The 25002-nt window shown below is 69.1% G+C and carries 27 protein-coding genes and 1 other RNA gene; 4 read left to right on the plus strand and 24 right to left on the minus strand.

The annotated features are described in order from the left end of the window. Nucleotides 1–3 precede the first annotated feature (3 nt). The 8 genes from MLG_RS11135 to rsmI all read right to left on the minus strand — a co-directional run bounded on the left by MLG_RS11135 (nt 4) and on the right by rsmI (nt 7869). Nucleotides 4–1359 carry a UDP-N-acetylmuramoyl-tripeptide--D-alanyl-D-alanine ligase gene (locus MLG_RS11135; RefSeq protein WP_011629933.1) on the minus strand — a complete coding sequence of 452 codons (1356 nt, stop codon included), beginning with the start codon at nt 1357–1359 and terminating at the stop codon, nt 4–6. Beyond that, a complete protein-coding gene (locus MLG_RS11140) occupies nt 1356–2852 on the minus strand; it encodes a UDP-N-acetylmuramoyl-L-alanyl-D-glutamate--2,6-diaminopimelate ligase (RefSeq protein WP_011629934.1) in 1497 nt (498 codons plus the stop codon). Before MLG_RS11140 ends, MLG_RS11135 begins: the two co-directional genes overlap by 4 nt. Beyond that, nucleotides 2849–4585, minus strand: a complete 1737-nt coding sequence (locus MLG_RS11145; protein WP_011629935.1) for a peptidoglycan D,D-transpeptidase FtsI family protein — start codon at nt 4583–4585, stop codon at nt 2849–2851. Before MLG_RS11145 ends, MLG_RS11140 begins: the two co-directional genes overlap by 4 nt. A 22-nt stretch (nt 4586–4607) precedes the next feature. Next, nucleotides 4608–4883, minus strand: coding sequence for a cell division protein FtsL (gene ftsL / locus MLG_RS11150; protein ID WP_011629936.1), 276 nt, complete (start codon nt 4881–4883; stop codon nt 4608–4610). Beyond that, entirely contained in the window at nt 4880–5833 is a 954-nt protein-coding gene (gene rsmH, locus MLG_RS11155; protein WP_011629937.1) for a 16S rRNA (cytosine(1402)-N(4))-methyltransferase RsmH, read from the minus strand. The genes ftsL and rsmH overlap by 4 nt, the downstream gene beginning before the upstream one ends. After that, nucleotides 5830–6282: a division/cell wall cluster transcriptional repressor MraZ gene (gene mraZ, locus MLG_RS11160; protein ID WP_011629938.1), complete on the minus strand. Its 453-nt coding sequence runs from the start codon at nt 6280–6282 to the stop codon at nt 5830–5832. Before mraZ ends, rsmH begins: the two co-directional genes overlap by 4 nt. Nucleotides 6283–6585: 303 nt before the next feature. Continuing rightward, an RNA gene (rnpB, locus tag MLG_RS14985) (RNase P RNA component class A) lies at nt 6586–6949 on the minus strand. A gap of 71 nt (nt 6950–7020) precedes the next feature. Then, complete coding sequence (rsmI, locus tag MLG_RS11165; protein ID WP_011629939.1) at nt 7021–7869, minus strand: 16S rRNA (cytidine(1402)-2'-O)-methyltransferase; 849 nt, start codon at nt 7867–7869, stop codon at nt 7021–7023. Between the two features lie 128 nt (nt 7870–7997). On the opposite strand from rsmI, the gene MLG_RS11170 reads away from it, so the two are divergent. The 3 genes from MLG_RS11170 to MLG_RS11180 all read left to right on the plus strand — a co-directional run bounded on the left by MLG_RS11170 (nt 7998) and on the right by MLG_RS11180 (nt 10930). Beyond that, the gene (locus MLG_RS11170) at nt 7998–9884 is read left to right on the plus strand and encodes a penicillin-binding protein activator (protein ID WP_011629940.1); all 1887 of its coding nucleotides are present in this window, start codon (nt 7998–8000) and stop codon (nt 9882–9884) included. After that, nucleotides 9881–10261 carry a YraN family protein gene (locus MLG_RS11175; RefSeq protein WP_011629941.1) on the plus strand — a complete coding sequence of 127 codons (381 nt, stop codon included), beginning with the start codon at nt 9881–9883 and terminating at the stop codon, nt 10259–10261. The genes MLG_RS11170 and MLG_RS11175 overlap by 4 nt, the downstream gene beginning before the upstream one ends. 78 nt (nt 10262–10339) lie before the next feature. Next, complete coding sequence (locus MLG_RS11180; protein ID WP_011629942.1) at nt 10340–10930, plus strand: phosphoheptose isomerase; 591 nt, start codon at nt 10340–10342, stop codon at nt 10928–10930. Between the two features lie 36 nt (nt 10931–10966). Here the strand turns inward: MLG_RS11180 and MLG_RS11185 are convergent, their stop codons facing one another. The 6 genes from MLG_RS11185 to MLG_RS11210 form a co-directional block, all read right to left on the minus strand. Continuing rightward, nucleotides 10967–11380, minus strand: a complete 414-nt coding sequence (locus MLG_RS11185; RefSeq protein WP_011629943.1) for a ClpXP protease specificity-enhancing factor — start codon at nt 11378–11380, stop codon at nt 10967–10969. 25 nt (nt 11381–11405) lie between these two features. Beyond that, the gene (locus tag MLG_RS11190) at nt 11406–12029 is read right to left on the minus strand and encodes a glutathione S-transferase N-terminal domain-containing protein (protein ID WP_011629944.1); all 624 of its coding nucleotides are present in this window, start codon (nt 12027–12029) and stop codon (nt 11406–11408) included. A gap of 78 nt (nt 12030–12107) precedes the next feature. Then, nucleotides 12108–12842: a cytochrome c1 gene (locus MLG_RS11195; RefSeq protein WP_011629945.1), complete on the minus strand. Its 735-nt coding sequence runs from the start codon at nt 12840–12842 to the stop codon at nt 12108–12110. Further along, nucleotides 12842–14086, minus strand: a complete 1245-nt coding sequence (locus MLG_RS11200; protein WP_456297483.1) for a cytochrome b — start codon at nt 14084–14086, stop codon at nt 12842–12844. Before MLG_RS11200 ends, MLG_RS11195 begins: the two co-directional genes overlap by 1 nt. After that, nucleotides 14083–14682, minus strand: a complete 600-nt coding sequence (gene petA / locus MLG_RS11205) for a ubiquinol-cytochrome c reductase iron-sulfur subunit (protein ID WP_011629947.1) — start codon at nt 14680–14682, stop codon at nt 14083–14085. Before petA ends, MLG_RS11200 begins: the two co-directional genes overlap by 4 nt. A 274-nt stretch (nt 14683–14956) precedes the next feature. Beyond that, nucleotides 14957–15715, minus strand: a complete 759-nt coding sequence (locus tag MLG_RS11210) for a Nif3-like dinuclear metal center hexameric protein (RefSeq protein ID WP_041718042.1) — start codon at nt 15713–15715, stop codon at nt 14957–14959. Between the two features lie 106 nt (nt 15716–15821). Between MLG_RS11210 and MLG_RS11215 the strand changes: the two genes are divergently transcribed. Further along, nucleotides 15822–17048, plus strand: coding sequence for a S1C family serine protease (locus MLG_RS11215; protein ID WP_011629949.1), 1227 nt, complete (start codon nt 15822–15824; stop codon nt 17046–17048). Here the strand turns inward: MLG_RS11215 and hisC are convergent. The 10 genes from hisC to MLG_RS11265 all read right to left on the minus strand — a co-directional run bounded on the left by hisC (nt 17040) and on the right by MLG_RS11265 (nt 24875). Beyond that, entirely contained in the window at nt 17040–18137 is a 1098-nt protein-coding gene (gene hisC, locus MLG_RS11220; protein WP_011629950.1) for a histidinol-phosphate transaminase, read from the minus strand. The two genes, MLG_RS11215 and hisC, sit on opposite strands and share 9 nt — an antisense overlap. Further along, entirely contained in the window at nt 18134–19450 is a 1317-nt protein-coding gene (hisD, locus tag MLG_RS11225) for a histidinol dehydrogenase (RefSeq protein WP_011629951.1), read from the minus strand. The genes hisC and hisD overlap by 4 nt, the downstream gene beginning before the upstream one ends. A 60-nt stretch (nt 19451–19510) precedes the next feature. Then, nucleotides 19511–20158: an ATP phosphoribosyltransferase gene (hisG, locus tag MLG_RS11230; protein WP_011629952.1), complete on the minus strand. Its 648-nt coding sequence runs from the start codon at nt 20156–20158 to the stop codon at nt 19511–19513. Nucleotides 20159–20188: 30 nt separating this feature from the next. Beyond that, on the minus strand, nt 20189–21445 hold the full coding sequence (gene murA, locus MLG_RS11235; RefSeq protein WP_011629953.1) for a UDP-N-acetylglucosamine 1-carboxyvinyltransferase: 1257 nt from the start codon (nt 21443–21445) through the stop codon (nt 20189–20191). A 4-nt stretch (nt 21446–21449) separates the two neighbouring features. Next, nucleotides 21450–21692: a BolA family protein gene (locus MLG_RS11240; RefSeq protein ID WP_041718043.1), complete on the minus strand. Its 243-nt coding sequence runs from the start codon at nt 21690–21692 to the stop codon at nt 21450–21452. Between the two features lie 120 nt (nt 21693–21812). Continuing rightward, a complete protein-coding gene (locus MLG_RS11245; RefSeq protein ID WP_011629955.1) occupies nt 21813–22142 on the minus strand; it encodes an STAS domain-containing protein in 330 nt (109 codons plus the stop codon). After that, nucleotides 22139–22762 (minus strand): MlaC/ttg2D family ABC transporter substrate-binding protein, encoded by a 624-nt coding sequence (locus tag MLG_RS11250; protein WP_011629956.1) that lies wholly within the window; start codon nt 22760–22762, stop codon nt 22139–22141. The genes MLG_RS11245 and MLG_RS11250 overlap by 4 nt, the downstream gene beginning before the upstream one ends. Before the next feature lie 14 nt (nt 22763–22776). Beyond that, a complete protein-coding gene (mlaD, locus tag MLG_RS11255) occupies nt 22777–23238 on the minus strand; it encodes an outer membrane lipid asymmetry maintenance protein MlaD (protein ID WP_011629957.1) in 462 nt (153 codons plus the stop codon). A 30-nt stretch (nt 23239–23268) separates the two neighbouring features. Continuing rightward, entirely contained in the window at nt 23269–24048 is a 780-nt protein-coding gene (mlaE, locus tag MLG_RS11260) for a lipid asymmetry maintenance ABC transporter permease subunit MlaE (protein WP_011629958.1), read from the minus strand. Continuing rightward, nucleotides 24045–24875 (minus strand): ABC transporter ATP-binding protein, encoded by an 831-nt coding sequence (locus MLG_RS11265; RefSeq protein WP_011629959.1) that lies wholly within the window; start codon nt 24873–24875, stop codon nt 24045–24047. Before MLG_RS11265 ends, mlaE begins: the two co-directional genes overlap by 4 nt. Between the last annotated feature and the right edge of the window lie 127 nt (nt 24876–25002).

Genomic DNA, 25002 nt, shown 5'->3' on the forward strand with positions numbered 1-25002 from the left:
CACTCAGCTCTCTCCCGCTTGCTCATCGCCGCCGGCCAGCCCGGCGACGATGCGATCCATACCCATGAAACGCGAGCCCTTCACCAGCACCCGCACCTCGCCGGACAGCTCGGCGAGCAGCGCCGCCAGCAGGCTGTCCCGGTCATCGAAATGGCGGCCGCCCTCACCGAAGGCCCGGGCCGCGGCCGCCGCCAGCGTCCCGACGGCGAACAGCCGGTGGACCCCGGCCCGGCGCGCCGCCTCGCCGGCCTCGGCGTGCAGCGCCTCGGCGCCGGCGCCCAGTTCGCCCATATCCCCCAACACCAGCCAGCGCTCGCCGTGCTCGGCGGCCAGCACATCCAGCGCCGCCTGCAGCGAGGCCGGGTTGGCGTTATAGGTATCGTCCAGGATCCGGCAGTCCTCGCGCCCGGTGCGCCACTGCAGCCGTCCGGCCACCCCGGAGCAGGCCTCCAGGCCGGCGACGATGTCGCCCAGCGGCACCTCCAGCGCCACCGCCACCGCCGCCGCGGCCAGGGCGTTCATGACGTTGTGCCGCCCCGGGAGCGGCAGGCGCACCGGGTGGCGGCCGCCGGGGATCTGCAGTTCGAAGTGACCGCCAGCGGTCTCGGCGGTGGCACGGACGTCGGCATCGGCGCCACGACCGAAGCGCAGGCAGCGGCGGTCGCCCACCAGGGCGTACCAGGTCGGCGCCTGGGGGTCGTCGGCATTCACCACCGCCACACCCGCGTCGGGCAGGCCCAGGAAGAGCTCGCCCTTGGCCCGGGCCACCCCGGCCAGATCGCCAAACCCCTCCAGGTGCGCCGGGCCGGCGTTGGTGATGACAGCGACCTCCGGGGCCGCAATGGCGGTGAGGCGGGCGATCTCGCCGGGGGCGTTCGCCCCCATCTCGATGACGGCGTAGCGGTGCTCGCGGTCCAGCCGCAGCAACGTCAGGGGGACACCGAGTTCGTTGTTGAGGTTCCCCCGGGTGGCCAGGGTGGCACCGCGCCGGGCCAGGATGGCGGCGATCATCTCCTTGACCGTGGTCTTGCCGTTGCTCCCGGTCACCCCCACCACCCGCGCCGCCAGCCGGCGGCGCCAGGCAGCGCCCAGGGCCTGCAATGCGGCGCGGGTGTCCGCCACCCGCACCACCGGCAGGGGCCAGTCGCCGTCCCGTTCCACCAGGGCGGCGGCGGCGCCGCGCCGGGCCGCGTCGGCGATGAAGTCGTGGCCGTCCACCCGCTCGCCGGCCATGGCGACGAAGAGCCCGCCCGGCGCCAGGCCCCGGCTGTCGAGTCCGACCTCGCCCACGGTGACGGCGTCACCATGGCGGGTGCCGCCAGTCCATTCCGCCACTTCCTGCAGGGTAAAACGGCTCATGCGCCCTCCTCCTCGCCCAGGGCCTGGACCACGGCCTCGCGGTCACTGAACGGCAGGCACCGGTCGCCGATCTGCTGCACGGTCTCGTGGCCCTTACCGGCCACCAGCACCACGTCCTCGGGGCCGGCCCGTTCCACCGCGTGGCGGATGGCGCCGGCGCGGTCGCGCAGTACCGGCCAGTCGCGACCGGGGGCGCCTTGGCGGATGTCGTCAATGATCCGGTCCGGGTCCTCCCGGCGCGGATTGTCGTCGGTGAGCACCACGCGGTCGGCCAGTTCCGCGGCCGCCTCGCCCATGAGGGGCCGTTTGCCCCGGTCGCGGTCACCGCCACAGCCGAAGACCAGCCAGACCGCGCCCCGGTAGTGGGCCCGCACGGCCGCCAGGGCGCCGCGCAGGGCCGCCGGGGTGTGGGCATAGTCAACGATCACGCTGGGCCGCCCGGGGCGGGTGAAGGGCTCCATCCGCCCGGGCACCGGCCGCAGGCCGGCCAGGCGTTCGACGATCACCGGCAGGGCCACGCCCAGGCTCAGGGCCGCGGCCGCGACCGCCAGCACGTTGGCGGCGTTGAAGGCACCGAGCAACGGGGCCTGCACCGGCGCCTCGCCCCACTCGGTGCTTAGCCGCAGGCGCAGGCCCTGCGGCTCCAGCACCAACCCCTCGCCGCGCACCCCGGCCTGGGGGTGGCCGGCGAGGCTGTAGCCCAGCGCCCGGGTGCCGCCGGCCAGGGCCCCGTGCACCTGCCGCCCGAAGGCGTCGTCCAGGTTGAGCACCGCCCACTGCAGCCCGGGGACCCCGAACAGGCGCGATTTCGCCTCGGCATACCCGGCCAGGTCGCCGTGGTAGTCCAGGTGATCGCGCCCCAGGTTGGTGAGCACCGCGGTGTGGAACCGGACGCCCGCCACCCGGTGCTGGTCCAGGGCGTGGGAGGAGACCTCCATGGCCACCTGGGCGGCGCCCTGACGGTGTAACCGAGCCAGCGTCCGCTGCACGCTCGCCGCATCGGGCGTGGTATGGGTGCCGGGCTGAAGGGAATCCGGGAAGCCGCTGCCGAGGGTGCCGACAAGCCCGCAGCGATGGGCCTCGCGGTCGAGCAACTGCGCCAGGTACTGGGTGACGGAGGTCTTGCCGTCGGTGCCGGTGACCCCCACCACGCGCATCCGCGCGCTGGGGTCGCCGTACAGCCGCGCGGCAATGGGACCGAGCCGCCGACCCAGGTCCGGCACCGCGATCAGCGGGACCCCGGCGCGCTCAGCGGCGGTGCGCTCATCCGGCTCGGGCGCCACGTCCCCGGCCGGCTCCCAGAGCACTGCCCCGGCACCGGCGGCCAGGGCGTCCCCGAGATAACCCAGCCCGTGATGCCGGGAACCGCGCAGGGCCACAAAGACGAAGCCGGGCTCGATGTCCCGGCTATCCACCGCCAACCCGCCGACCGGGCGGTCGTCGGCATCGGTGAGATCGAGCCAGGGTTGGAGGAGTGTCCTAAGCCGCATCATGGCCGCCCCTCCCCGCCCGCAACGATGAGGCCGGAGGGCAGCGCATCGCCATCCGGGGCGATGTTCATCAACCGCAGCGCGCCGGCCATGACCTGCCCGAAGACCGGTGCCGCCACCTGGCCGCCGTAGTATTCATCGCCCCGCGGCCCGTCCACCAGGACCGCCATGGCCAGACGTGGCCGGCTCACCGGTGCCACCCCGGCAAACATGGCGATGTAGCCATCGTCCTCGCCATAGCCGGTGGGCCCGGCCTTGCGCACGGTGCCGGTCTTGCCGGCGACCCGGTACCCCGGCACTGCTGCGCGGGTCCCGGTGCCGCCGGGCTGGGTCACCGTCTCGAGCATCTCCAGCACCTGGCGGGAGAGCGCGGGGTCCAGGACCTGTTCCTCCGACTCCGGTGGCTGGCCATTGCGGTGGAGCAGGCTCACCGGGCGCTGGACGCCGGCGGCGGCCAGGGTGGCATAGGCGCGAGCGATCTGCAGCGGGGTGGCGGTGAGTCCGTAGCCGAAGGAGAGGGTCGCCCGCTGCACTTCGTCCCGCGGCGGCATGCTGCTCACCCGGCCAGTGGCCTCGCCTTGGAAGCCGACGAAGGTGCTGGCCCCGAAGCCCATCTCCAGCAGCAGCCCCCAGAGAGCGTCCGGCTCCATCTCCAGGGCCAGGCGCACGGCCCCGACATTGCTGGACTTCTGCAGCAGGGTGGTGACGTCGATCTCGCCGTAATCGCGGATATCGCGGATGGTATGGCGCCCCACCCGCAGCGTGCCGGGGCTGGTCGACAGGGAGGTCTCCGGCCGGACCACCCCCTCACGCAGCGCCGCCAGCACCGTGAAGGGCTTGATCAGGGAGCCGGGTTCATAGGCGTCGATAATGGCACGATTACGCTGAACCCCGTTGCCGATCTCGTTGCGCCGGTGGGGATTGAAGCCGGGCTGGTTGACCATCGCCAGCACCTCGCCGGATTCCACGTCCAGCAGCACCAGCGAGCCGCCGCGGGCATCGTGCTCACGCACCGCGGCCTTCAGTTCCCGGTAGGCCAGATACTGCAGGCGGCGATCGATGCTCAGCGCCAGATCGCGGCCGGCGCGGGGCTCGCGCAACAGCTCCACGTCCTCCACCACCCGCCCCAGACGGTCCTGGATGACCCGCTTGCGACCCGGCTCGCCGCGCAGCCAGGCGTCATAGGTGAGCTCCAGGCCTTCCTGACCCTGGTCGTCGATGTTGGTGAAGCCCAGCAGGTGGGCGCTGACCTCGCCGGAGGGGTAAAAACGGCGGTACTCCTGCTGCAGCGCCACCCCCGGCAGGGCCGCGCGGCGCACGGCCTCGGCCTGCTCGGGCGAGACCTGGCGCCGGACCCAGGCGAACTCACTACCCGGCCGTGCCTCCAGCCGCCGCTGCAGGCGGGCACGCGGCATGCCCACCAGTTCCGCCAGCGCGGTGACGGCCTCGGGGTGGTCCAACAACTGACCCGGGTCGGCCCACACCGAATCCACCGGCGAGCTGATCGCCAGCGGTTCACCGTGGCGGTCGGTGATCACGCCACGATGGGCCGGCATGGCGCGGGTGCGCATCTGCCGGGCCTCGCCCTGGGTCTGCAGGAATTGCCGGTCCAACACCTGCAGCTCCACCGCCCGCCACATCAGAGCGCCGACCAGCAGGAAAAAGACGAGCGCCACCACGCCCAGGCGCCAGCCGGCAACCTGGGGCATGGCGGTCTTCTGCGCTCGCCTGCTCATCGAATCCCCACTCCCCACCCCGTCAGGGGCGAATGATGACAATGTCCTCGCGCCCGGGCATCACCATGCCCAGACGCTCCCGGCCCACACGCTCCACCCGGCCGTGCCCGGCCCAGGTGCCCTGCTCCAGTTGCAGCATGCCCCACTCCACATTGAGGTGGTCCGCCTCGGCGGACAGCCCCTGCAACTCCATGAACAGGCTGCGGTGCTGGTGCTTGCTGGCGACCACGCCCAGCGCCGAGCCGAGGACGGCGACCACGAGCCCCAGGCATAGCGCAATGGCCATGCCGCGGCTCATGGCAGCCGCTCCGCCACCCGCATCACCGCGCTGCGGGCCCGAGGATTGGCCGCCTGCTCGGCCTCCCCCGGGCGCAGCGCCCGGCCCACGGACCGCAGGCGCGGCTGCAGCGCCTCCGGCGCCACCGGCACGCTGGGCGGCAAATCGCCCACGGTGGACTGCTTGCGGATGTAGCGTTTGACCCGCCGGTCCTCCAGCGAGTGAAAGCTGATCACCACCAGTCGCCCCCCCGGGGCCAACAGATCACAGATCCGCTCCAGCAGGGCATCCAGGGCCTCCAGCTCGCCATTGATGGCGATGCGCAGGGCCTGAAAGCTGCGGGTGGCCGGGTGTTTGCCCGGCTCCGGCCGCCCGGGTACGTTCTCAGCAATCAGCCGGGCCAGGGCACCGGTGGTCTCCGGCAGTGCCCCGTCCTCGCGGGCCCGGATCAACGCCCGGGCGATCCGGCGGCTGTGCCGCTCCTCACCGTAGTCACGCAGCGCCCGGCTCAGGGTCTTCTCGTCCACCTGCTCCAGCCATTCCCGAGCCGTCACCCCGCGGCTGGTGTCCATGCGCATGTCCAACGGCCCCTCGCGCATGAAGCTGAAACCGCGCTCGGCACTGTCCAGTTGCGGCGACGACACCCCCAGGTCCAGCAGCAGGCCGTCCACCCGATGCAGCAATCCGGCCGCCTCCAGCCGCCCGGGCAATTCATCGAAACGGCCATGGGCGATGGTGCAGCGGGGGTCGTCCCCGTGCCGGGCCCGAGCCACGGCGATGGCCTCCGGATCCCGGTCCACCAACCACAAGCGCCCCTCCGGCCCCAGACGCGCAAGGATGCCGGCCGCATGGCCGCCCCGGCCGAAGGTGCCATCCACATAGACCCCGTGCGGACGAATGGCCAGGGCGTCCAGGGCCTCGTCCAGCAGCACCGGCCGGTGTGCGTCCTGCCCCGCCGGCCCGCCGTTCACAGCGTCAGACTCCCCAGTTCGTCGGGAACGCCGTCCTGGCGCGCCTCGTCCAGCCAGTCGGTGCGGGCCTGCTCCCAGGCCTCGGCATCCCAGAGCTCAAACCGGTGGACCTGGCCCACCAGCACAATCTTCTTGTCCAGATTGGCGTAGTCACGCAACGGCTGCGGCAGCAGCACGCGCCCGCTGCCATCGAGTTGCAGGTCATGGGCGTGGCCGATCAGCAGGCGCTGCAGGCGCCGTGCCTGTGGATTGAGGCTGGGGAGCTTGACCAGATCCCGCTCCAGCACCTCCCAGTCCGGGAGCGGATAGAGCATCAGGCAGGGGGACTCGTAATCGATGGTCGCCACCACCTCGCCGTCGCAAAGGCCCATTAGACGGTCCCGATAACGGCTCGGGAACGCCATGCGCCCTTTGGCGTCGAGATTGAGATGTGTGACCCCCCTGAACACGGCCGGCTATGCCCCCCAAGCCCACAATTAAACCACTTCATGCCACCTTGACCCACTTTCCGACACTATAGGTAGCGGCGACAACCGGTGTCAAGGCAAAAGGGGCCTGAATATTTCTTTCACAACAATAAGTTACCAACGAACCCCAAAGTGGGGCGTCAGACCGAGGGGGAGGCATTACGTTTCCGGAAACTAATCAGAAGGTTGGCCGTCGTGCATCAGAAAATGCACGAACTATGGCCGCACAACGTGCTGGTTCGACGGGAATTCCTCAGGATAAACCGAAAAATTCCGGTGGGAAGGAGGTGGAGTCGGCCTGTAAGCCGGGTTCTGTCGGGGACAGCCATTCCTCTGGGACAGGTGTCACCACCTGCCTCTAGCAACCTACCCGGGAGCAGCGCGGGCCACGCCATTGCTCCCCTATTTGGTCTTGCTCCGGGTGGGGTTTACCGTGCCGCGAACTGTTACCAGTCGCGCGGTGCGCTCTTACCGCACCGTTTCACCCTTACCTGTGCCCCGAAGGGCCATCGGCGGTTTGTTTTCTGTGGCACTTTCCGTGGGCTCACGCCCCCCAGGCGTTACCTGGCACCCTGCCCTGTGGAGCCCGGACTTTCCTCCGCGCACCGGGTCTCGCGACCCGGGCCGCAGCGGCTGCCCGGCCGACTCCTGCGCCCATTGTACCCGTTTTCGCCGGCGGTCGGAATGGCCCTGGCGCCGGGCAGGCACACCGGGCACATCTTAACCCTCCACGCCCTTCTCCCGCAGCGCCAGTTGGTAGAGCCGGTTGCGCGGGGCCCCGGTGATCTGAGCCGCCACCCGCGCCGCCCGCTTGACAGGGAGTTCGGCGAGCAGCGGCCGGAGGGTGTGCAACAGCGTCTCATCATCGCTGGCCGTCGCCGGTGCCCCGGCCAACAGCAGCACGAATTCGCCCCGACGCTGATCGGGGTCCGCCTCCAGCCGCTGAACCAGCGCGCCCACCGGCCCCCGCAGCACGGTCTCCCAGGTCTTGGTGAGCTCCCGAGCCACCACCGCGGGGCGCTCGGGCCCGAACACCTCGGCCACTGTTCGCAGGCTGTCCAGTATCCTGTGGCTCGACTCCAGCAGCACCAGGGTGCGCGGCTCCGCGGCCAGCGCGGCGAGGGCCTTGCGGCGCGGGCCGGGGCGCGCAGGCAGAAAACCCTCGAAGCAGAAGCGGTCGGTGGGCAGGCCCGCCACCGAGAGCGCAGCCATGACCGCACTGGGCCCGGGCACCGGGCTGGTCCGCACGCCGGCCCAGGCACAGGCGCTGACCAGCCGGTAGCCCGGGTCGCTGACCAGCGGGGTCCCGGCATCGGAGATCAGCGCGATGTCCTCGCCGGCCTGCAGACGCGCCAACAGCCGGGGGACCTGGCGATCCTCATTGTGCTCGTGCAGGCTCACCAGCCGGGCACTGATGCCATAATGGCTGAGGAGCTGGCCGGAGCGGCGGGTGTCCTCGGCGGCCACCACCGCCACCCCGGCCAGCACCCGACGGGCCCGCTCGCTGATGTCGCCCCGGTTGCCGATGGGTGTGGCCACCACGTAAAGGGTGCCCTGGAGGTTTGACACGGCAAGCTCCCAGTAATGATACTTTTCGGTTCAGGATGAGCGTTGTACCAGCTCCGCCCCCAAAGGACCATGCCCGCACCGGGCACCACCCCCTCAACCCGCGGCGCCGCCAGCCAGAGATGATCACCATGCGCTACCGCCTGTTACCCCTGCTCTTGCTGACCGCCCTGCTCTATGCCTGCGCGCCGCCGGAGCCGCCGGCCCCGGAGCCCGACATCCCGCCCACGGAACGGGCGCAGGCCCTGGCCGAACAGGGCGAACTGGCCGCCCGGCGGGGCGCGGCCGAGGCGGCCGTGGCACAGCTCCAGCGCGCCCTAGAACTGGCGCCGAACCACGACCGGGCGGACGACTGGAGGATCCGGCTGGCGGAGATAGCGGCGGACCGCAGCCAGACCCGGGAGGCGGACGAGCTCCGGGAGACGCTGGCAGAGCGACCGCTGGACGTTGACCAACGGGAGCGCCTGGCCCTGCTCGAGGCCAGCCTGCTGCTGGCCGGCGGGCATACCCTCCAGGCTTGGCGCATCATCCAGCCCATGGCGCCCCCACCAGAGGCCTTCGCCGAGCGCTACTATCAGGTCCGCGCCCAGGCCCTGGAGCGACTGGACCTGCCGCTGGACGCGGTCCGCGCACGGGTAGAGCGCAGCGACCGGCTCGATGACGAACAGGCACTGACCCACAACCATGAACAGATCTGGGCCCTCCTCGACAACGCCCCGCTGAACAGCCTGCGCGACCGCCGGCCGGTCTCCGCCGACCGATTCGGTGGCTGGGTGGAGCTCGCCTGGCTCGTCCGTAATTACCGGCTCGAGCCCCGCCAGCTGGATGACGCCCTCGCCCGCTGGGAACGGCGCTTTCCGTCCCACCCCGGTGGGCCCTATGTGACCGACCGCATCGTCGGCGAATACCGTGAGAAGATGATCGACCCCACCGAGATCGCCGTCCTGCTGCCGCTCACCGGCCCCCTGGCGGACGCCGGGCGCGCCATACGCGACGGCATCATGGCCGCCCATCTGGCGGCGGAGGGTGACGGCCCCGACCTGCGCATCCTGGACAGCGCCGGTCGCGACATCGTGGCGCTCTACCGGCGGGCGGTATCGGACGGCGCGGAACTGGTCATCGGCCCGCTGGAGAAAGGCCAGGTGGATGCCCTGGCGGGTGCGGAGGAACTGCCGGTGCCGGTGCTGGCGCTAAACACCCTGTCAGGCGGCGTGGAGGGCCGGGCCGGGCTCTACCAGTTCGGGCTCGCCCCGGAGGATGACGCCGCGGAAGCGGCGCGTCAGGCGCGCCGGACCGGCTGGCAACGGGCCCTGGTGCTGGTGCCCGACAGCGACTGGGGCCGACGCCTGGCTGAGGCCTTCAGCCAGACCTTCGAGGCAGCCGGCGGCGAGGTGCTCGAGGCGCAACGCTTCGCCACCGACCAGGCGGACCACGCCGGCCCGCTGCGGGCACTGCTCAATCTCGACATCGGCGACCGGCGCGCCCGGCAGGTGCGCGCCACCCTGCAGCGCAGCGTCGAGCATGTGGATCGGCGACGCCAGGACGCCGACTTTCTGTTCCTGGGGGCCACCACCGGGCAGGCCCGTCTGCTGGTGACGCAACTGCACTACCACCAGGGCGTCGGGTTGCCGGTACTGGCCACCTCGCACATCCACAGCACCGGGGACGACCCGGAGTTGTGGGCGGACCTGGATGGGGTGCTCTTCATGGAGACACCCTGGATGCTGGACGCTGGCGTCCGCACCGACGACGGCCTGGACCGCGCCACCCTGGAGGCATTGTGGCCAGAGCCGATTGCCAGCCACGGCCGGCTGTTCGCCCTCGGCGTGGATGCCTACCGCCTCGTCCCCTACGTGGAACTGCTGCAGGCTAGGGGCGGCGAGCGTATCGACGGCTTCAGCGGCCGCCTGAGTATGGACGAGCGAGGGCGGATTCAGCGCGGCCTGCTGCCGGCCCGTTACACCCATGAGGGCCCGGAGCTGCTGCAGGAGGAGAACGGCGAGGACCTGGGCCTGTGAACCGCCGCCGGCCATCCGCCCCCGCCCCTCACCTGGAGACCGGCAACCGGGGCGAGCGCCGGGCCCTGGAACACCTCACCGGACAGGGGCTGGAACTGCTGGAATGCAACTTCCGCTGCCGGGCCGGCGAGATCGACCTCATCATGCGGGACGGCGAGGTGGTCGTGTTCGTGGAGGTGCGGGTGCGGACCCATCCGGGTTACGGTGGCGCACTGGCCTCCATCACCCCGGCGAAGCAACGCCGGCTGGCCCGCGCCGCCGCCCGCTGGCTGCAGCGCCACCGGCTCACCCAACGGGCCGTCTGCCGCTTTGACGTGGTGACCTTCGACGGGGAGCGGCCCCAGTGGCTGCGCCACGCCTTCACCGCCCCGGGCTAGGCGCTTGCCGTTTGCGAAGCCGCCCACCGGGCGCTACCCTTGCGCCCGTGCCGTAGCCACCACCGCCGGGAGCGCCGCATGAACCCCCATGACCGCATCGTTCAGCATTTCCACGAGAGCATCCGCACCAAGCAGATGGCGATGGACGCGCTCACCGAGTCCATCGCCGACGCCGGCCACCTGATGGCCCAGGCACTACAGGCGGAGGGCAAGATCCTCAGTTGCGGCAACGGGGGCTCCGCCGGCGACGCACAGCACTTTTCATCGGAGTTGCTGAACCGCTTCGAGATGGAGCGCCCCGGCCTGCCGGCGGTGGCGCTGACCACCGACAGCTCCACCCTGACCTCCATCGCCAACGACTACAGCTACCAGGAGGTCTTCGCCAAGCAGGTCCGCGCCCTGGGCCAGGCGCAGGACATCCTGCTCGCCATCAGCACCAGCGGCCAGTCGGGCAACGTCAACGCGGCGGTGGCCGCCGCTCACGAGCGGGGCATGGCGGTGGTGGCCCTGAGTGGCAAGGACGGCGGCGAAATGGCCGGCCTGCTGGCGGAGCGGGACGTGGAGATCCGCGTACCCTCAGACGTCACCGCACGCATCCAGGAGGTGCACCTGCTGGCGATCCACTGCCTCTGCGACCTGATCGACCAGCACCTGTTTGGGGGCGCCTGAACAGCGCCCCGGAACCCGGGGCCGGGGGCCGCCGGCCTATTTGACCACCCGCAGGTTGGGGCGGCTGCCGCCGCCATCCGGACCGCCGTTGGGCCCGTCGTCGTCCGGCCCACCGCTTGAGGGCCCGTCACCCCCCTCCTCGTCGGCCTCCCCGAAGAGCATCCCCTGGCCGTTCTCCCGGGCATAAATGGCCATCACCGCCATCACCGGCACCCGCACATCCTGGGGCACCCCGCCAAAGCGGGCGGAAAACTCCACGGCCTCGTTGCCCATAGCCAGGTTATGCACGGCCCTCGGCGCCACGTTGAGCACCAGCTTGCCGGCGTCCACATACTCCATGGGCGCCACCAGCCCCTCGTGCTCGGCGTTGACCAGCAGGTAGGGGGTAAGGCCGTTATCGACAATCCACTCGTACAGCGCGCGGATCAGATACGGTCTACTCGATGTCATCAATACTCCAGGGCCGCCGCGGACCTCAGTCGCGCAGGGTCTTCTCGATATCTGACAGGGATTTCCTGAACGATGGCCGCGCAAACATGCGCTCCATGTAGGCGTGCAGGTGTTCCGCCCGTCCGGGCAGCTCCACGCCCAGTGCCGGCAGCCGCCAGAGCACCGGCAACACGGCACAGTCCATCACACTCAGCTCCTCGCTGAGCAGGAAAGGATAGCCCCTGAATAACGGGTCACTGGCCAGCAACCCCTCCGCCAGCTCCTTGCGCACCGCCGCCAGGCCGCGCCCCTTGCCCTCAGCCAATTGCGCCGCCAGCGGGTACCAGTCGGTCTCCACCCGGGACACCACCAGACGCGCCTTGGCCCGGGAGACGGGATCCACCGGCATCAAGGGCGGGTGGGGGTAGCGCTCGTCCAGGTACTCGACGATCACCCGCGGGTCGTAGAGCGAGAGCTCGCGGTCCACCAGGGTGGGTGTGGTGCAGTAGGGGTTGAGCTCCTGCAGGTCCTCGGGCGGATCCAGCGGATCAACCGAGACCAGATGGGCGTCGATACCCTTCTCGGCCAGAACGAAACGGACCCGATGGCTGTCCAGCGCATCGGGATCGGAATAGAGTGTGATTACCGAACGTCGGTTCACTGCCCCCATGGGCAAGACCCCTCGACCAGAAACGGAACCGCCCGGCCGCCGCCCAGAGGGCCGCGGCCGGGCCGGTGATCGACGCCCTTAATGGACGTCCTTCCAGTACTCGCGCTTCAGCGCATAGAACAACACCGTCAGCAGCAGCAGGAACAGAATGACCTTGAAACCCAGCTGCATGCGATAGGCCTTGATGGGCTCCGCGGCATAGGCCAGGAAGTTCGCGATATCCGCGGTGGCCTGCCGGTACTCCTCCGGCGACATTACCCCCTGGCGGTGCTCAGGCACCTCCAGATCGACGATGTTGCCGTCATCGTCCCGCACCGCCTCCGGCATGCCCTGCAGGCTCGACAGCACGTGCGGCATCGACGAACCGCCCAACATCAGGTTGTCGATCCCCACCGCGGACATGTCGTCGCGATAGAAGGTGTTGAGGAAGGCGTAGATCCAGTCCGCGCCCAGGGACCGGCCGGTCAGGGACAGGTCCGGCGGCTCGATACCGAACCAGGCCTCGCCGTCCTCCGGGTCCATGGCCGAGATCATCGGGTCGTGGATTTCGGCGTCACCGAAGATCATGTTCTCGATGACATCCTCCTCCTCCATGCCCAGATCGGCGGCCATCCGGTTCCAACGCAGCAGTTCCACCGAGTGGCAGCCCATGCAGTAGTTGACGAACAACCCCGCACCCCGCCGGATGGAATCGGTGTCGTAGGGGTCGGCACTGAACTCCAGGCCCAGCGGCAGGTCGCCCTTGGGGGCCGCGCTGCTGGCCCCCAGGGGGGCCAGCGCCAGGATTGCGATAAGCAGGAATCTCTTCATCATCAGGACGTCACCCTTTCCGGAACCGGCTTGGTCTTCTCCAGATCAAACGCGGTGTAGACCCAGAGGAAGACGAAGTAACCGAAGTACACCAGCGCGCAGATGCGGCCGATAATCGTGGTCATCGGCGTGACCGGCTGCGTGCCCACATAACCCAGGATGATGAAGGCGGCCGCGAAGGCGAACAGGGCGATCTTGAAGCCCAGCCCACGGTAGCGGATGGAGCGCACCCGGCCACGGTCGATCCAGGGCAGTAGGAACAGCACGGCGATGGCCGCACCCATGGCCACCACGCCCAGCAGCTTGTCCGGCACCGACATCAGGATCGCGTAGTGGGGCGCGAAGTACCAGACCGGCGGGATGTGACTCGGCGTCGTCAGCGGATCCGCGGGGATGAAGTTGTCGTACTTGATGAAGTACCCGCCCACCTCCGGGATGAAGAACACCACCACGGAGAAGACGATCAGGAAGACCCCTACACCGAAAAGGTCCTTGACGGTGTAGTAGGGATGGAACGGGATGCCGTCCAGCGGCTTGCCGTTCTCGTCCTTGTGCTTCTTGATCTCGATCCCGTCGGGGTTATTGGAGCCGACCTCGTGCAGCGCCAGGATGTGCGCCACCACCAGGGCGATCAGCACCAGCGGCAGGGCGACGACGTGCAGGGCGAAGAACCGGCCCAGGGTGGCCTCGGAGATGAGGAAGTCACCCATGATCCAGACCACCAGCGGCTCGCCGATGAAGGGAATCGCCCCGAACAGCGAGATGATGACCTGCGCCCCCCAGTAGGACATTTGGCCCCAGGGCAGCACGTAGCCCATGAAGGCCTCGGCCATGAGGACCAGAAGAAGAAGGCAGCCGAAGATCCAGATGAGCTCCCGGGGCTTCTGGTAGGAGCCGTACATCATGCCTCGGAACATGTGCAGATAGACCACCAGGAAGAACATCGAGGCGCCGGTGGAGTGGATATAGCGGATCAGCCACCCCCATTCCACGTCACGCATGATGAATTCGACCGAGGTGAAGGCCTCTGCCCCCGTCGGCTTGAAGTTGAAGGTCAGCCAGATCCCGGAGATGATCTGGATGACCAGCACCATCAGGGCCAGCGAACCAAAGTAGTACCACCAGTTGAAGTTCTTCGGAGCATAGTATTCGCTCAGGTGCTCCCGCCACATCTTCGTGAGCGGAAAGCGGGCATCAACCCACCCCAAGAGCCCACCCTGAGCTTTTTCTGTGTTGTAGCTCATCAGGCCATGCCCTCCTCGTCCTCGCCGATGAGGATGGTATTTTGCTCAGTAAACTTGTACCGCGGGACCACCAGGTTGGTCGGCGCGGGAACCCCTTGGAAGACCCGCCCGGCGATATCGAAGCGGGAGGCGTGGCAGCCGCAGAAGAACCCGCCGCGCCAGTCCGGATCGAAGGGTTGGGCCTGGAGCTCCGGATAGTAGCCCGGGGAGCAGCCCAGGTGGGTGCAGACACCGACGACCACCAGGAACTCGGGGTCGCGGGAGCGGTGCTCGTTGCGCGCATACTCCGGCTGCTGCTCCTCGACTTCGGAGTCGGGATCGCGAAGCCGGCCGCGCACATTCTGCAGCTCGGCCAACTGCTCTTCGGTGCGCCGGACCACGAAGACCGGCTGCCCGCGCCATTCGACGTTGAGCAGCTGACCTTCGCCCAGCTTGCTATGATCCACCTCGACCGGTGCACCGGCGGCCAGCGCCCGCGCACTGGGCTGCCAATATTTAATGAAGGGGGTCACGGTAAACGCCAGACCGACGCCACCCACAACCGTGGCAGCACCCGTGAGGATGCGGCGCCTGCCCTTGTCCACGCCATCCTGTTTCATGGAAGACCTCTGAAACTGTCAGATCGTTAGGAACCCGCTAGGGTCATCCCGGTGTTGGCCCCGGGGCCATTGTGCTTTCTTGGAGTAAACCCTGAGAAGGGCGCCCAAAACTTCGGCGCCTAAGCATCCAATATACGCCCAAGAAGGTCAAGGCAACGCCCAGGGCCCAGCGTCGTGACCCGGCGAAGTTCGGCCCTGATATGAGCGGGATGACCGCATGATTGGCCGGGATTCCTGCGACAATTTGACGCAAATGAATGTATGGCAGTTACGCTCAGGCCGGGTTGTCCACCTCCACGTAGGTATGGGCCACGCCCAGATGCTCCGCCAGGGCCGCTCCCAGGGCCTGCACGCCGTAGCGCTCCGTGGCGTGGTGCCCCGCGCAAAGATAGTGCACCCCCAGCTCCCGTGCCGCGTGGGTGGTCCGCTCGGAGATCTCCCCGCTGATGTAGGTATCCGCTCCCAATGCCGCCGCCTGGTGGATGAAGTCCTGGCCACCGCCGGTGCACCAGATCACCCGCTGCACCGGATGATCGCCGCCGGCCACCACCAGGGGCTCCCGCTCCAGGCCCCGCGCCACCCGCACCGCGAAGTCCGGCAGCCGCTCGGGGACGGCCAGCGCGCTCTCCCGGCCCAGCCCCTCCAGCCCGGCCAGGGTCACCGGCCGCGAGGGGGGCAGGCACAGCACCTGGCCCAGCCGTACGTTGTTCCCGAACTCGGGGTGGACATCCAATGGTAAATGGTAGGCCAGCAGGCTGACATCCGCACGCAAAAGGGTGGCGATACGCCGCCCCTTCATACCCACGATGGGGGCGGGCTCGCCTTTCCAGAAGTAGCCGTGGTGGACCAGCAGCGCGTCGGCGCCGGCGGCCAGCGCCCGCTCGAGAAACCGCTGACTGGCCGTCACCCCGGTGACCAAGTGGGTGACCTCCGCTCGCCCCTCCACCTGCAGCCCATTGGGGGCGTAATCGGTGAGCGCGGCCGGCTGCAACCAGGCGTCGAGCTGACGGATCAGGGTGCTGAGCATTGCCATGGACGACGGGGCTCCTGCACTGGGTTTGCGCATACCTTACAATGTCTCCCCCGGGGCCGCCCACCCCGGGCCCCGATAACAGCGTCAGAGGTCTGGAGACCGCCGGATGAAAGTGCCGCGCCTGCTGCGATTCCTGCTCAGTTACACCGCCATCGGCCTGCTGGTGGCGGCGGTCATCATCGGCCTGCGCCCGGACCTGGTGGGCATGCAGACCGGTAACAACGCCGCGCCGAACGACCGCAATGGCAACGGGGCGGCTGCGCCCGCCACCCAGACGCTAGCGCCGCCGATACAGCCCCGCACGGGGCCGGTGTCCTACGCCGACGCCGTGGAGCAGGCCCAACCGGCCGTGGTCAACATCTACACCGCCAAGACCGTGCAGGAGGCGCCGCACCCACTGTTCGACGACCCCTTCTTCCGCCGCTTTTTCGGCGATGTCGCGCCCCACCGGCCGCGGGAGCGCACGCAGACCAGCCTGGGTTCGGGGGTGATCTTCAGCGAACAGGGCTACGTCATCACCAATAACCACGTCATCGAGGACGCCGACCAGATCCAGGTGCTGCTGGCGGATGGCCGGGAGGCCCTGGCCAGTGTGGTGGGCCGCGACCCGGAGACCGATCTCGCGGTGCTGCGCATCGAACTGGACCGGCTGCCGGTGATCCAGTTGGCGGACGACCGGGCGCTGCGCGTGGGCGACGTGGTGCTGGCCATCGGCAACCCCTTCGGCGTCGGCCAGACGGTGACCATGGGCATTGTCAGCGCCACCGGCCGCGATCAGCTCGGCCTGACCACCTTCGAGAACTTTATCCAGACCGACGCGGCCATCAACCCGGGCAACTCCGGCGGCGCACTGATCAACGCCGAGGGCCGGCTGGTGGGCATCAACACCGCCATCTTCAGCCGCACCGGGGGCCACCAGGGCATCGGCTTCGCCATCCCGGCCCACCTGGCGGTCTCGGTGCTGCAAAGCATCGTCGAGGAGGGTCGCGTGGTGCGCGGCTGGATCGGGGTCCAGGCCCAGAGCCTGACCCCCATGCTGGCCGAGTCCTTCGACCTGGCGGCGGCACAGGGCATTGTCATCTCCGGCGTGTTGCGCGGGGGCCCGGCGGACCGTGCCGGCCTGCGCCCCGGGGATATCATCACCCACATCGAGGGCGAACCGGCGGCCGATGCCCAGGCGCTGCTGGAGCGGGTCACCGACAAGCGGCCCGGGAGCGAGCTGCGGCTGGATCTGCTGCGGGATGGCGAGGCGCGCACGGTCACCGTGGCGGTGGGAGAACGCCCGGCCCAGGACGAGCGGCAGCCGGCCCCACGGCAGCCGCGGTTACCCTGACAGCACCTGGCCCAGCGCCGCCAGGAAGCGGGCGTTTTCCTCCGGCCGGCCCACCGTCACCCGCAGGCAGTCGGCGAGCTGCGGGTGACTACCGTCCAGGTTCTTGATCAGCACGCCGTGCTCCCGCAGCCCGCTGTGCACCCGGCCGGCGGCCCCGGCCGGGCCCCGGAAGGTGAGGAAGTTGGCCTCGCTGGGCCAGACCCGTTCCACCCCGGGAATGGCCGCCAGCCCTTCGGCCAAACGCCCGCGCTCGGCCACGATGGCGGCCACGCTGCGCTCGAGTTGCTCGCGGTGATCCAGCGCAAAGTTGGCACTGGCCTGGGTAAGGGCACTGATGTTGTAGGGCAGGCGCAGTTTCTCCAGTTCCTCAAGCCAGTCCGGGTGGCCGGCCACCAGGCCCAGGCGCAGGCCGGCCAGCCCCACCTTGGAGACGGTGCGCATCACCAGCAGGTTGGGATAGGCCAGCACATCGGGCAGGAAGCTGTCGTTGGCGAAGGCGTAGTAGGCCTCGTCCACCACCACCAGGCCTGGGGCCTCGTGGATCACGCGGGCCAGGGCGTCGCGATTAAAGGCATTGCCGGTGGGGTTGTTGGGATAGGCAATATAGACCACCGCCGGCTGCACCTCCCGCAGCGCCGCCCGCATGGCCGTCTCGTCCAGCTCAAAGTCCTCGGCCAGCGGCACCTCGCGGTAGCCCAGGCCGCTGTTGACCGCGATGATGCGGTACATGGCGAAACCCGGCCCCGGGGTGAGCACGACCCGGCCGGGCCCCGCCACCAGGAGGTTGATGAGCAGGATCAACTCATCCGAGCCGTTGCCGAGCATGAGCGCGGCCCCCTCCGGGATGCCCATGGCCGCGCGCAGCCGGGCCTTCAGTTCGCCGGCCCCGGCGTCGGGATAGCGGTTGAGCGGCACCTCCGACAGCGCTGCCTGCCAGGCCTCGACCAGTTCCCCGGGCCAGGGCCAGGGGTTCTCCATGGCGTCCAGCTTGATCACGTCCGCCGGTGGCGGCACGTGGTAGGCGCTCAGCGCCCGCACCTCCGGGCGCACCCAAGCGTCGATCAGGGCGCTGCGTGAGGAACGGCTCACTGTCCGCCCTCCCCGTCCTCCACCCGCAGCTCCGCGGAGCGGGCGTGGGCGGTCAACCCCTCGCCACGGGCCAGCACGCTGGCCACCCGGCCCAGCTTCACCGCCCCGGCCGGCGAGCAGTTGATCAGGCTGCTGCGCTTCTGGAAGTCATACACCCCCAGCGGCGAGGCAAAGCGGGCCGTGCGCGAGGTGGGTAGCACGTGGTTCGGCCCGGCGCAGTAATCGCCCAGGGCCTCCGCGGTGTAGCGGCCCAGGAAGATGGCGCCGGCGTGGCGGATGTAGCCGGCCAGCTTCTCCGGCTCGGCCACCGACAGCTCCAAGTGCTCCGGGGCGATGCGGTTGGCCACCTCGGCCGCCTCATGCAGGTCGCGCACGTTGATCAACGCACCGCGCTTTGCCAGCGCGGTGCGGATGATGTCCGAGCGCTCCATCTCCGGCAGACCGTTCTCCATGGCCGTCTGCACCTGGTCCAGGAACATCGGATCCGGAGAGACCAGGATGGCCTGGGCCTCCTCGTCGTGCTCGGCCTGGGAGAAGAGGTCCTGGGCGATCCACTCCGGATCGGTCTGGCCGTCGCAGATGACCAGGATCTCGGAGGGGCCGGCGATCATGTCGATGCCCACCACGCCGAAGACGCGGCGCTTGGCCTCGGCCACAAAGGCGTTGCCGGGGCCGACGATCTTATCCACGGCGGGGATGGTCTCGGTGCCGTAGGCCAGCGCCCCCACCGCCTGTGCCCCGCCCACGGTGAACACCCGGTCCACCCCGGCAATGGCGGCGGCGGCCAGCACCATCTCGTTGGGCTCTCCCCCCGGGGCCGGTACCACCATGACGATTTGCTCGACGCCGGCCACCTTTGCCGGCACCACATTCATCAGCACCGACGACGGGTAGGCGGCCTTGCCCCCGGGCACGTAGACGCCGACGCTGTCCAGCGGGGTCACCTGCTGGCCCAGCACGGTGCCGTCCTCCTCGGTGTAGGACCAGCCCGCCATCTTCTGCCGCTCGGCATAGCGGCGGATCCTATCGGCGGCCTCGTGGAGGGCATTGCGCTGCTCGCCGGGCAGTTTGTCCAGGGCCTGCTTGAGCCGGGCGGCCGGCACCTCGAGCTCGGCCACGCTCTGCGCCTGGCTGCGGTCGAAGCGGCGGGTGTAGTCGAGCACGGCCTGATCGCCACGATGGCGCACCTCGTGCAGGATCTCCGCCACGGTCGCTTCCAGTTCCCCGCCCACGTGGGCGTCCCAGCTCACCAGCTTTTCCAACTCGGTGTCGAAATCGGGTTGCTTGGTGCTGAGGCGGTTTATCTCGAACATGTTGACCTCGGGCTTGCGCTTGCCGGTTGCGCGATTGCGGTTGTCGGCGACGGCCCCCGCCTAGGCGCGGCGGGCCTCCACGGCCTCTGCCAGCTGGCCCAACAGGGCCTTGATGCGGCGATGCTTCATCTTCATGGAGGCCTTGTTGACCACCAGCCGGGAGCTGATGTCGGTGATGTGCTCCAGCGGCTCCAGGCCATTGGCACGGAGGGTGTTGCCGGTGTCCACCAGGTCCACGATGACATCGCCCAGGCCCACCAGCGGCGCCAGCTCCATGGAGCCGTAGAGCTTGATCAGTTCCACCTGCCGCCCCTGCTCCGCGTAGTAGCGGCGAGCGATATTGACGAACTTGGTGGCCACCCGCAGCCGGCCGGGGCGCTCATTGGCGCCGGGATGGCCGGCCACCATCATCCGACAGCGGGCGATATTCAGGTCCAACGGCTCGTAGAGACCGTTGCTGCCGTACTCCATGAGCACGTCCTTGCCGGCCACCCCCAGGTCGGCGCCGCCGTGTTCCACGAAGGGCGGCACATCGGTGGCGCGGACCACGATCACCCGCACCCCGGGCACCGTGGTCTCGAAGATGAGCTTGCGGCTGCGCTCCGGATCCTCGGTGAGGCGGATACCGCAGTCGGCCAGCAACGGCAGCGTGTCATCCAGGATGCGGCCCTTGGAGAGGGCCAGCGTCAGGGTCTCGGCGTCGGACATGGTGGTTGCGTCCAGCTTGTTCGGTCCCGGTCAGGCCGGTACCCGGCGGATGTCGGCGCCCAATTGCGCCAGTTTTTCTTCGATGCACTCGTAGCCGCGGTCGATGTGGTAGATCCGGTCCACCCGGGTCTCGCCCCGGGCCACGAGGCCGGCCAGCACCAGGCTGGCCGAGGCGCGCAGATCGGTGGCCATCACCGGGGCGCCCTTGAGCGCCGGCACACCGCGCAGAATGGCGGTGTTGCCCTCGATGCGGATATCCGCGCCCATGCGCTGCATCTCCAGGCAGTGCATGAAACGGTTCTCGAACACCGTCTCGGTGATGGTGCCGGTACCCTCGGCGATGCAGTCCAGGGCGCAGAATTGGGCCTGCATGTCGGTGGGAAAGCCGGGGTACGGTGCGGTGCGCACGGAGACCGACCGGGGCCTGCCCTCCATCTCCAGACTGATCCAGTCGGGGCCGGTCTCGATCCGCGCCCCGGCCTCCTCCAGCTTGACCAGCACCGCGTCCAGCAGCTTCGGGGCGGTGTCCTTGAGCTTGATCCGACCGCCGGTGATGGCGGCGGCGATCAGGTAGGTGCCGGACTCGATGCGGTCGGGCAGCACGTCGTAATGGATGCCGTTGAGCCGCTCCACGCCCTCGATGGTCAGGGTATCGGTGCCCGCGCCCTGGATCTTCGCGCCCATGGCGTTCAGACAATCGGCCAGGTCCACCACCTCGGGCTCCCGCGCCGCATTCTCGATCACCGTGGTGCCCTCGGCCAGGGCGGCGGCCATCATCAGGTTCTCGGTCCCGGTGACGGTGACCAGCTCCAACACGATGCGCGCCCCGCGCAGCCGGTCGCAGCGGGCCTTGATATAACCCTCCTCCACCGTCAGCTCCGCCCCCATCGCACGCAGCCCCTCCACGTGCAGGTTCACCGGCCGCGAGCCGATGGCGCAGCCGCCCGGCAGCGAGACCTGCGCCTCACCGTAGCGGGCCAGCAACGGCCCCAGCACCAGGATACTGGCACGCATGGTCTTCACCAGCTCATAGGGGGCGTGACAGCTATGCAGGCTGCGCGGGTCGGCCTCCACCCGCATGCGTTCATCCACGGTGAGCCCCACCCCCATGCGCCCGAGGAGCTCCATGGTGGTGGTGATGTCGTGCAGGTGCGGGATGTTGCCGACGGTCATCGGGCCGTCGGCAAGCAGGGTGGCGGCCATAATGGGCAGGGCCGCGTTTTTTGCGCCGGAGATGCGGATCTCGCCCTCCAGGCGCCGCCCACCGCGGATCAGCAGTCGCTCCATGGGCTCAGGTGTCCTGCCGGGCGGCTTCCTCGGGAGTCAGGGTCTGCATGGCCAGGGCATGCAGCCGGCCGCTGTCAAAGTGCTCCTTGAGGACGGCATTGACCAGGCGCTGGCGCTGCAGCGGGCTCTTGTCGGCGAACTCCGGGCTGACAATGCGGGCCTCGAAGTGCTGCCCGTCCCCCGCCACGGAGATGTTCTCCACCTGCAGGCCGTCGGTTATCAGACGCTCGACTTCGCTCGGTTCCATCATATCTCCAACCCCGTTCGGGACTATCGGTTCGGCGGCACACCGCCAGGAAGCCCGGCAGTATAACGCGAGCAGGCCGTCAGGCAGAAACCCGACGCCCCGACCGCCGGCAACGGGGCGCTAGGCCTTCTCCGGGGCCAGCTGCAGGAAATCCGCCAGGCCGCTGAGCCGCGCCATGGCGCGCAGTTGTTCCGGGAAATGGCAGAAACGGATGGCCTGGTCATGCTGGGCGGCGCGGCGGGTCAGGGCCACCAGCAAGGCCAGACCGGCGCTGTCGGTGCGGGCCACCGCGCCCAAGTCCAGCTCCACATCGCCGCTGCCGCGGAAGAGGCGCTCCGCCTCGGCCCAGAGGCCGGGCACGGTCTCGAAGCTCAGATCACCGCTGAGCTGGAAGCGCCCGGCCTCCCCGGTCGATTCCAGCTGCGCCTGCTTCCCTCCGGCCCGACTCATTCCAGCCCGGCCTCCTCGTTACGCGCCTCCATCCGGGCGACCTCCTCCTCCAGGGTGCGGTCGCGCAGCCGGCTGCGGAAATCCTCGCGGTAGTTCTGCACCAGGCTGATGCCCTCGGCGGTGAGGTTGATCAGCCGCCAATGACCATCGTCCTGGCGCTCCATCTCGTAGATCACCCGCGCCGGGCTGCCGCTGCCGGTGTGGATGTCCATGCCCACCTGGGCCACGTTCTCCCGGGCGGGATCGCGACGGACGCCGAGAACACGCACCTCCAGGCCACGGTACTCGCCGATGGTGCTGCCGTAGGTGCGCACCAGACTGCGCTGGAAGGCGGTGACGAAGCGCGCCTGCAGCTCCGGCTCCGCCCGCCGCCAGTGCGGCCCCAGGATCAGTTCCGCCACCCGCTCCACCGCCACATGGGGGCCGACGATGGGCTCTAAGGCCTCGTACAGCGCCACGCGATCCTCGAGCAGCTCGTCGGCCTGCTCCTCCAGCAGATCCAACACATCCTGGGTCACCTGCTCCACCACCTGGCGGGGGCCCGGTGGCGCGTCAGCCAGGGCCGGCAGGGTCCAGACCAGCAGCACCAGGGCCGTCAATAGGGATTTGAACACACGCATAATGGGTCTCCCGTTCAATCGTCGCCCAGGCTGTAGAGGAATTGCCCGAGGATGCGTTCCAGCACCACGGCGGACTGGGTGCTGGTGATCTGGTCGCCGGCGGCGAGGTAGTCCTCCTCCCAGCCCGGATCCAGGCTCACGTATTGCTCACCGAGCAGCCCGGAGGTATAGATCGCGGCCGTGCTGTCGGCGGGGATCCGGTCGAAACGGCTATCCAGCCCCAACACGACCCGGGCCCGGTAACTCTGTGCATCCAGCTCGATGGCCTTGACCTGGCCGACCCGCACCCCGGCCATGTTCACCGGCGCCTTCTCGCGCAGCCCGCCGACGTTATCGAAGTGGGCGGTGACCTCGTAACTGGGGCGATCCCGGAACTCCGCCAGGCCACTGACCTCCAGCGCCAGCAGGAACATCGCTCCCAGCCCTAGGGCCACAAACACCCCTACCCAAAGCTCCATGGTTCGCGTCGATTGCATTATTGATCCCGGATCGTCGGTCGGTTGTTATCAGTCGAACATCAGGGCGGTGAGCAGGAAGTCCAGCCCCAGTACGGCCAGCGAGGCGTGCACCACGCCGTGGGTGGTGGCCCGGCTCACACCCTCGGAAGTGGGCACGGCCTCATAACCTTTGTAGAGGGCGATCCAGCCCACCACAATGCCGAAGACCACACTCTTGATGACCCCGTTCAGCACATCGTCGCTGAAGCTCACCGCGGACTGCATGTTGCCCCAGTACGCCCCGCCATCGAGCCCTATCAATCCTACAGACACCAGATAGCCACCGTAGATCCCCACCAGGCTGAAAATACCCGCCAGCAGGGGCACGGCAACCACGCAGGCAAGGAAACGCGGGGCGATCACCCGCAGCTCCGGGTCCACGGCCATCATCTCCATACTGGAGAGCTGTTCGGTGGCCTTCATCAGCCCCACCTCGGCGGTGAGTGAGGACCCGGCCCGCCCGGCAAACAGCAGCGCGGTCACCACCGGCCCCAGCTCGCGCAGCAGCGAGAGCGCCACCAGCACGCCCACCGACTCGGCGGCGCCGAAATCCACCAGGGTGTAGTAGCCCTGCAGCGCCAGCACCATGCCGACGAACAGCCCGGAGACCACGATGATCACCAGCGAGAGCACGCCCACGGCGTAGAGCTGCTGAATGATGTAGCGCGGCTGGGCCAGCACCCGCAGCAGCCCGGCCAGCAGGCGGAACATGAGCAGATGGGCCCGGCCCACGCCGCCGAGGGCAGCCAGGGTGCGGGCACCGAGGTTGCGAAAGGCTGCGGTAATCATCGTCCCGGACGCTCCAGCAGGTCTTCAGCCAGGGTGCGACCGGGGTAATGGAAGGGCACCGGGCCGTCCGGCGCCCCGTCGAGGAACTGGCGCAACCAGGCGTTATCACTGTGGTGCAGCGCCTCCGGCGGGCCTTCGGCCACCACCTCCCCCCCGGAGAGCACATAGGCGTAGTCGGCGATGCTCAGGGTCTCCGCCACATCGTGGGAGACCACCACCGAGGTCAGCCCCAGGGCATCGTTGAGCCGGCGGATGAGGTCCACCAACACGCCCATGGTGATCGGATCCTGTCCGGTGAAGGGCTCGTCATACATCACCAGGTGCGGGTCCAGGGCAATGGCGCGGGCCATGGCCACGCGCCGGGCCATGCCCCCGGAGAGTTCCGCCGGCATCAGTCCGCGGGCACCGCGCAGGCCCACCGCCTCCAGCTTCATCAGGACCAGGTCCCGCACCAGCGGCTCGGGCAGGCGGGTGTGCTCCCGGATGGGGTAGGCCACGTTTTCAAAGACGTTCAGGTCGGTGAACAGCGCCCCGCTCTGAAACAGCATGCCCATGCGCCGGCGCAGCCGGTAGAGCTCGGCGCGGCGCAGCCGGTGCACATCCTCGCCCTCCACCGTAATCTGGCCGGCGGCGGGCTGGAGCTGCCCCCCAATCAGTTTCAGCAGGGTGGTCTTGCCGGTACCGCTCGGTCCCATGATGGCCGTGACCTGGCCCTGGCGGATGTCCAGATCCACGCCATTGAAAATAGGCCGGCCACCGCGGCTGAAATGCAGTCCGCGCACCTGGGCCAAGACCGGTTTATCACTCGTTTCCTGCACTGGAGACATCCTTGACCGCTGCCCGTCCCGCCCCCGATGGCGGGGCGTCGAAGCGCCCCCGCACGGCCGCGGGTTTTTACCATAGAATGCCGCAGTATCCGATCAACCCCGGCGCCGGTCAAACATAGCGCCGCCC

The sequence above is a fragment of the Alkalilimnicola ehrlichii MLHE-1 genome (genome assembly GCF_000014785.1).
Lineage (GTDB): Bacteria > Pseudomonadota > Gammaproteobacteria > Nitrococcales > Halorhodospiraceae > Alkalilimnicola > Alkalilimnicola ehrlichii.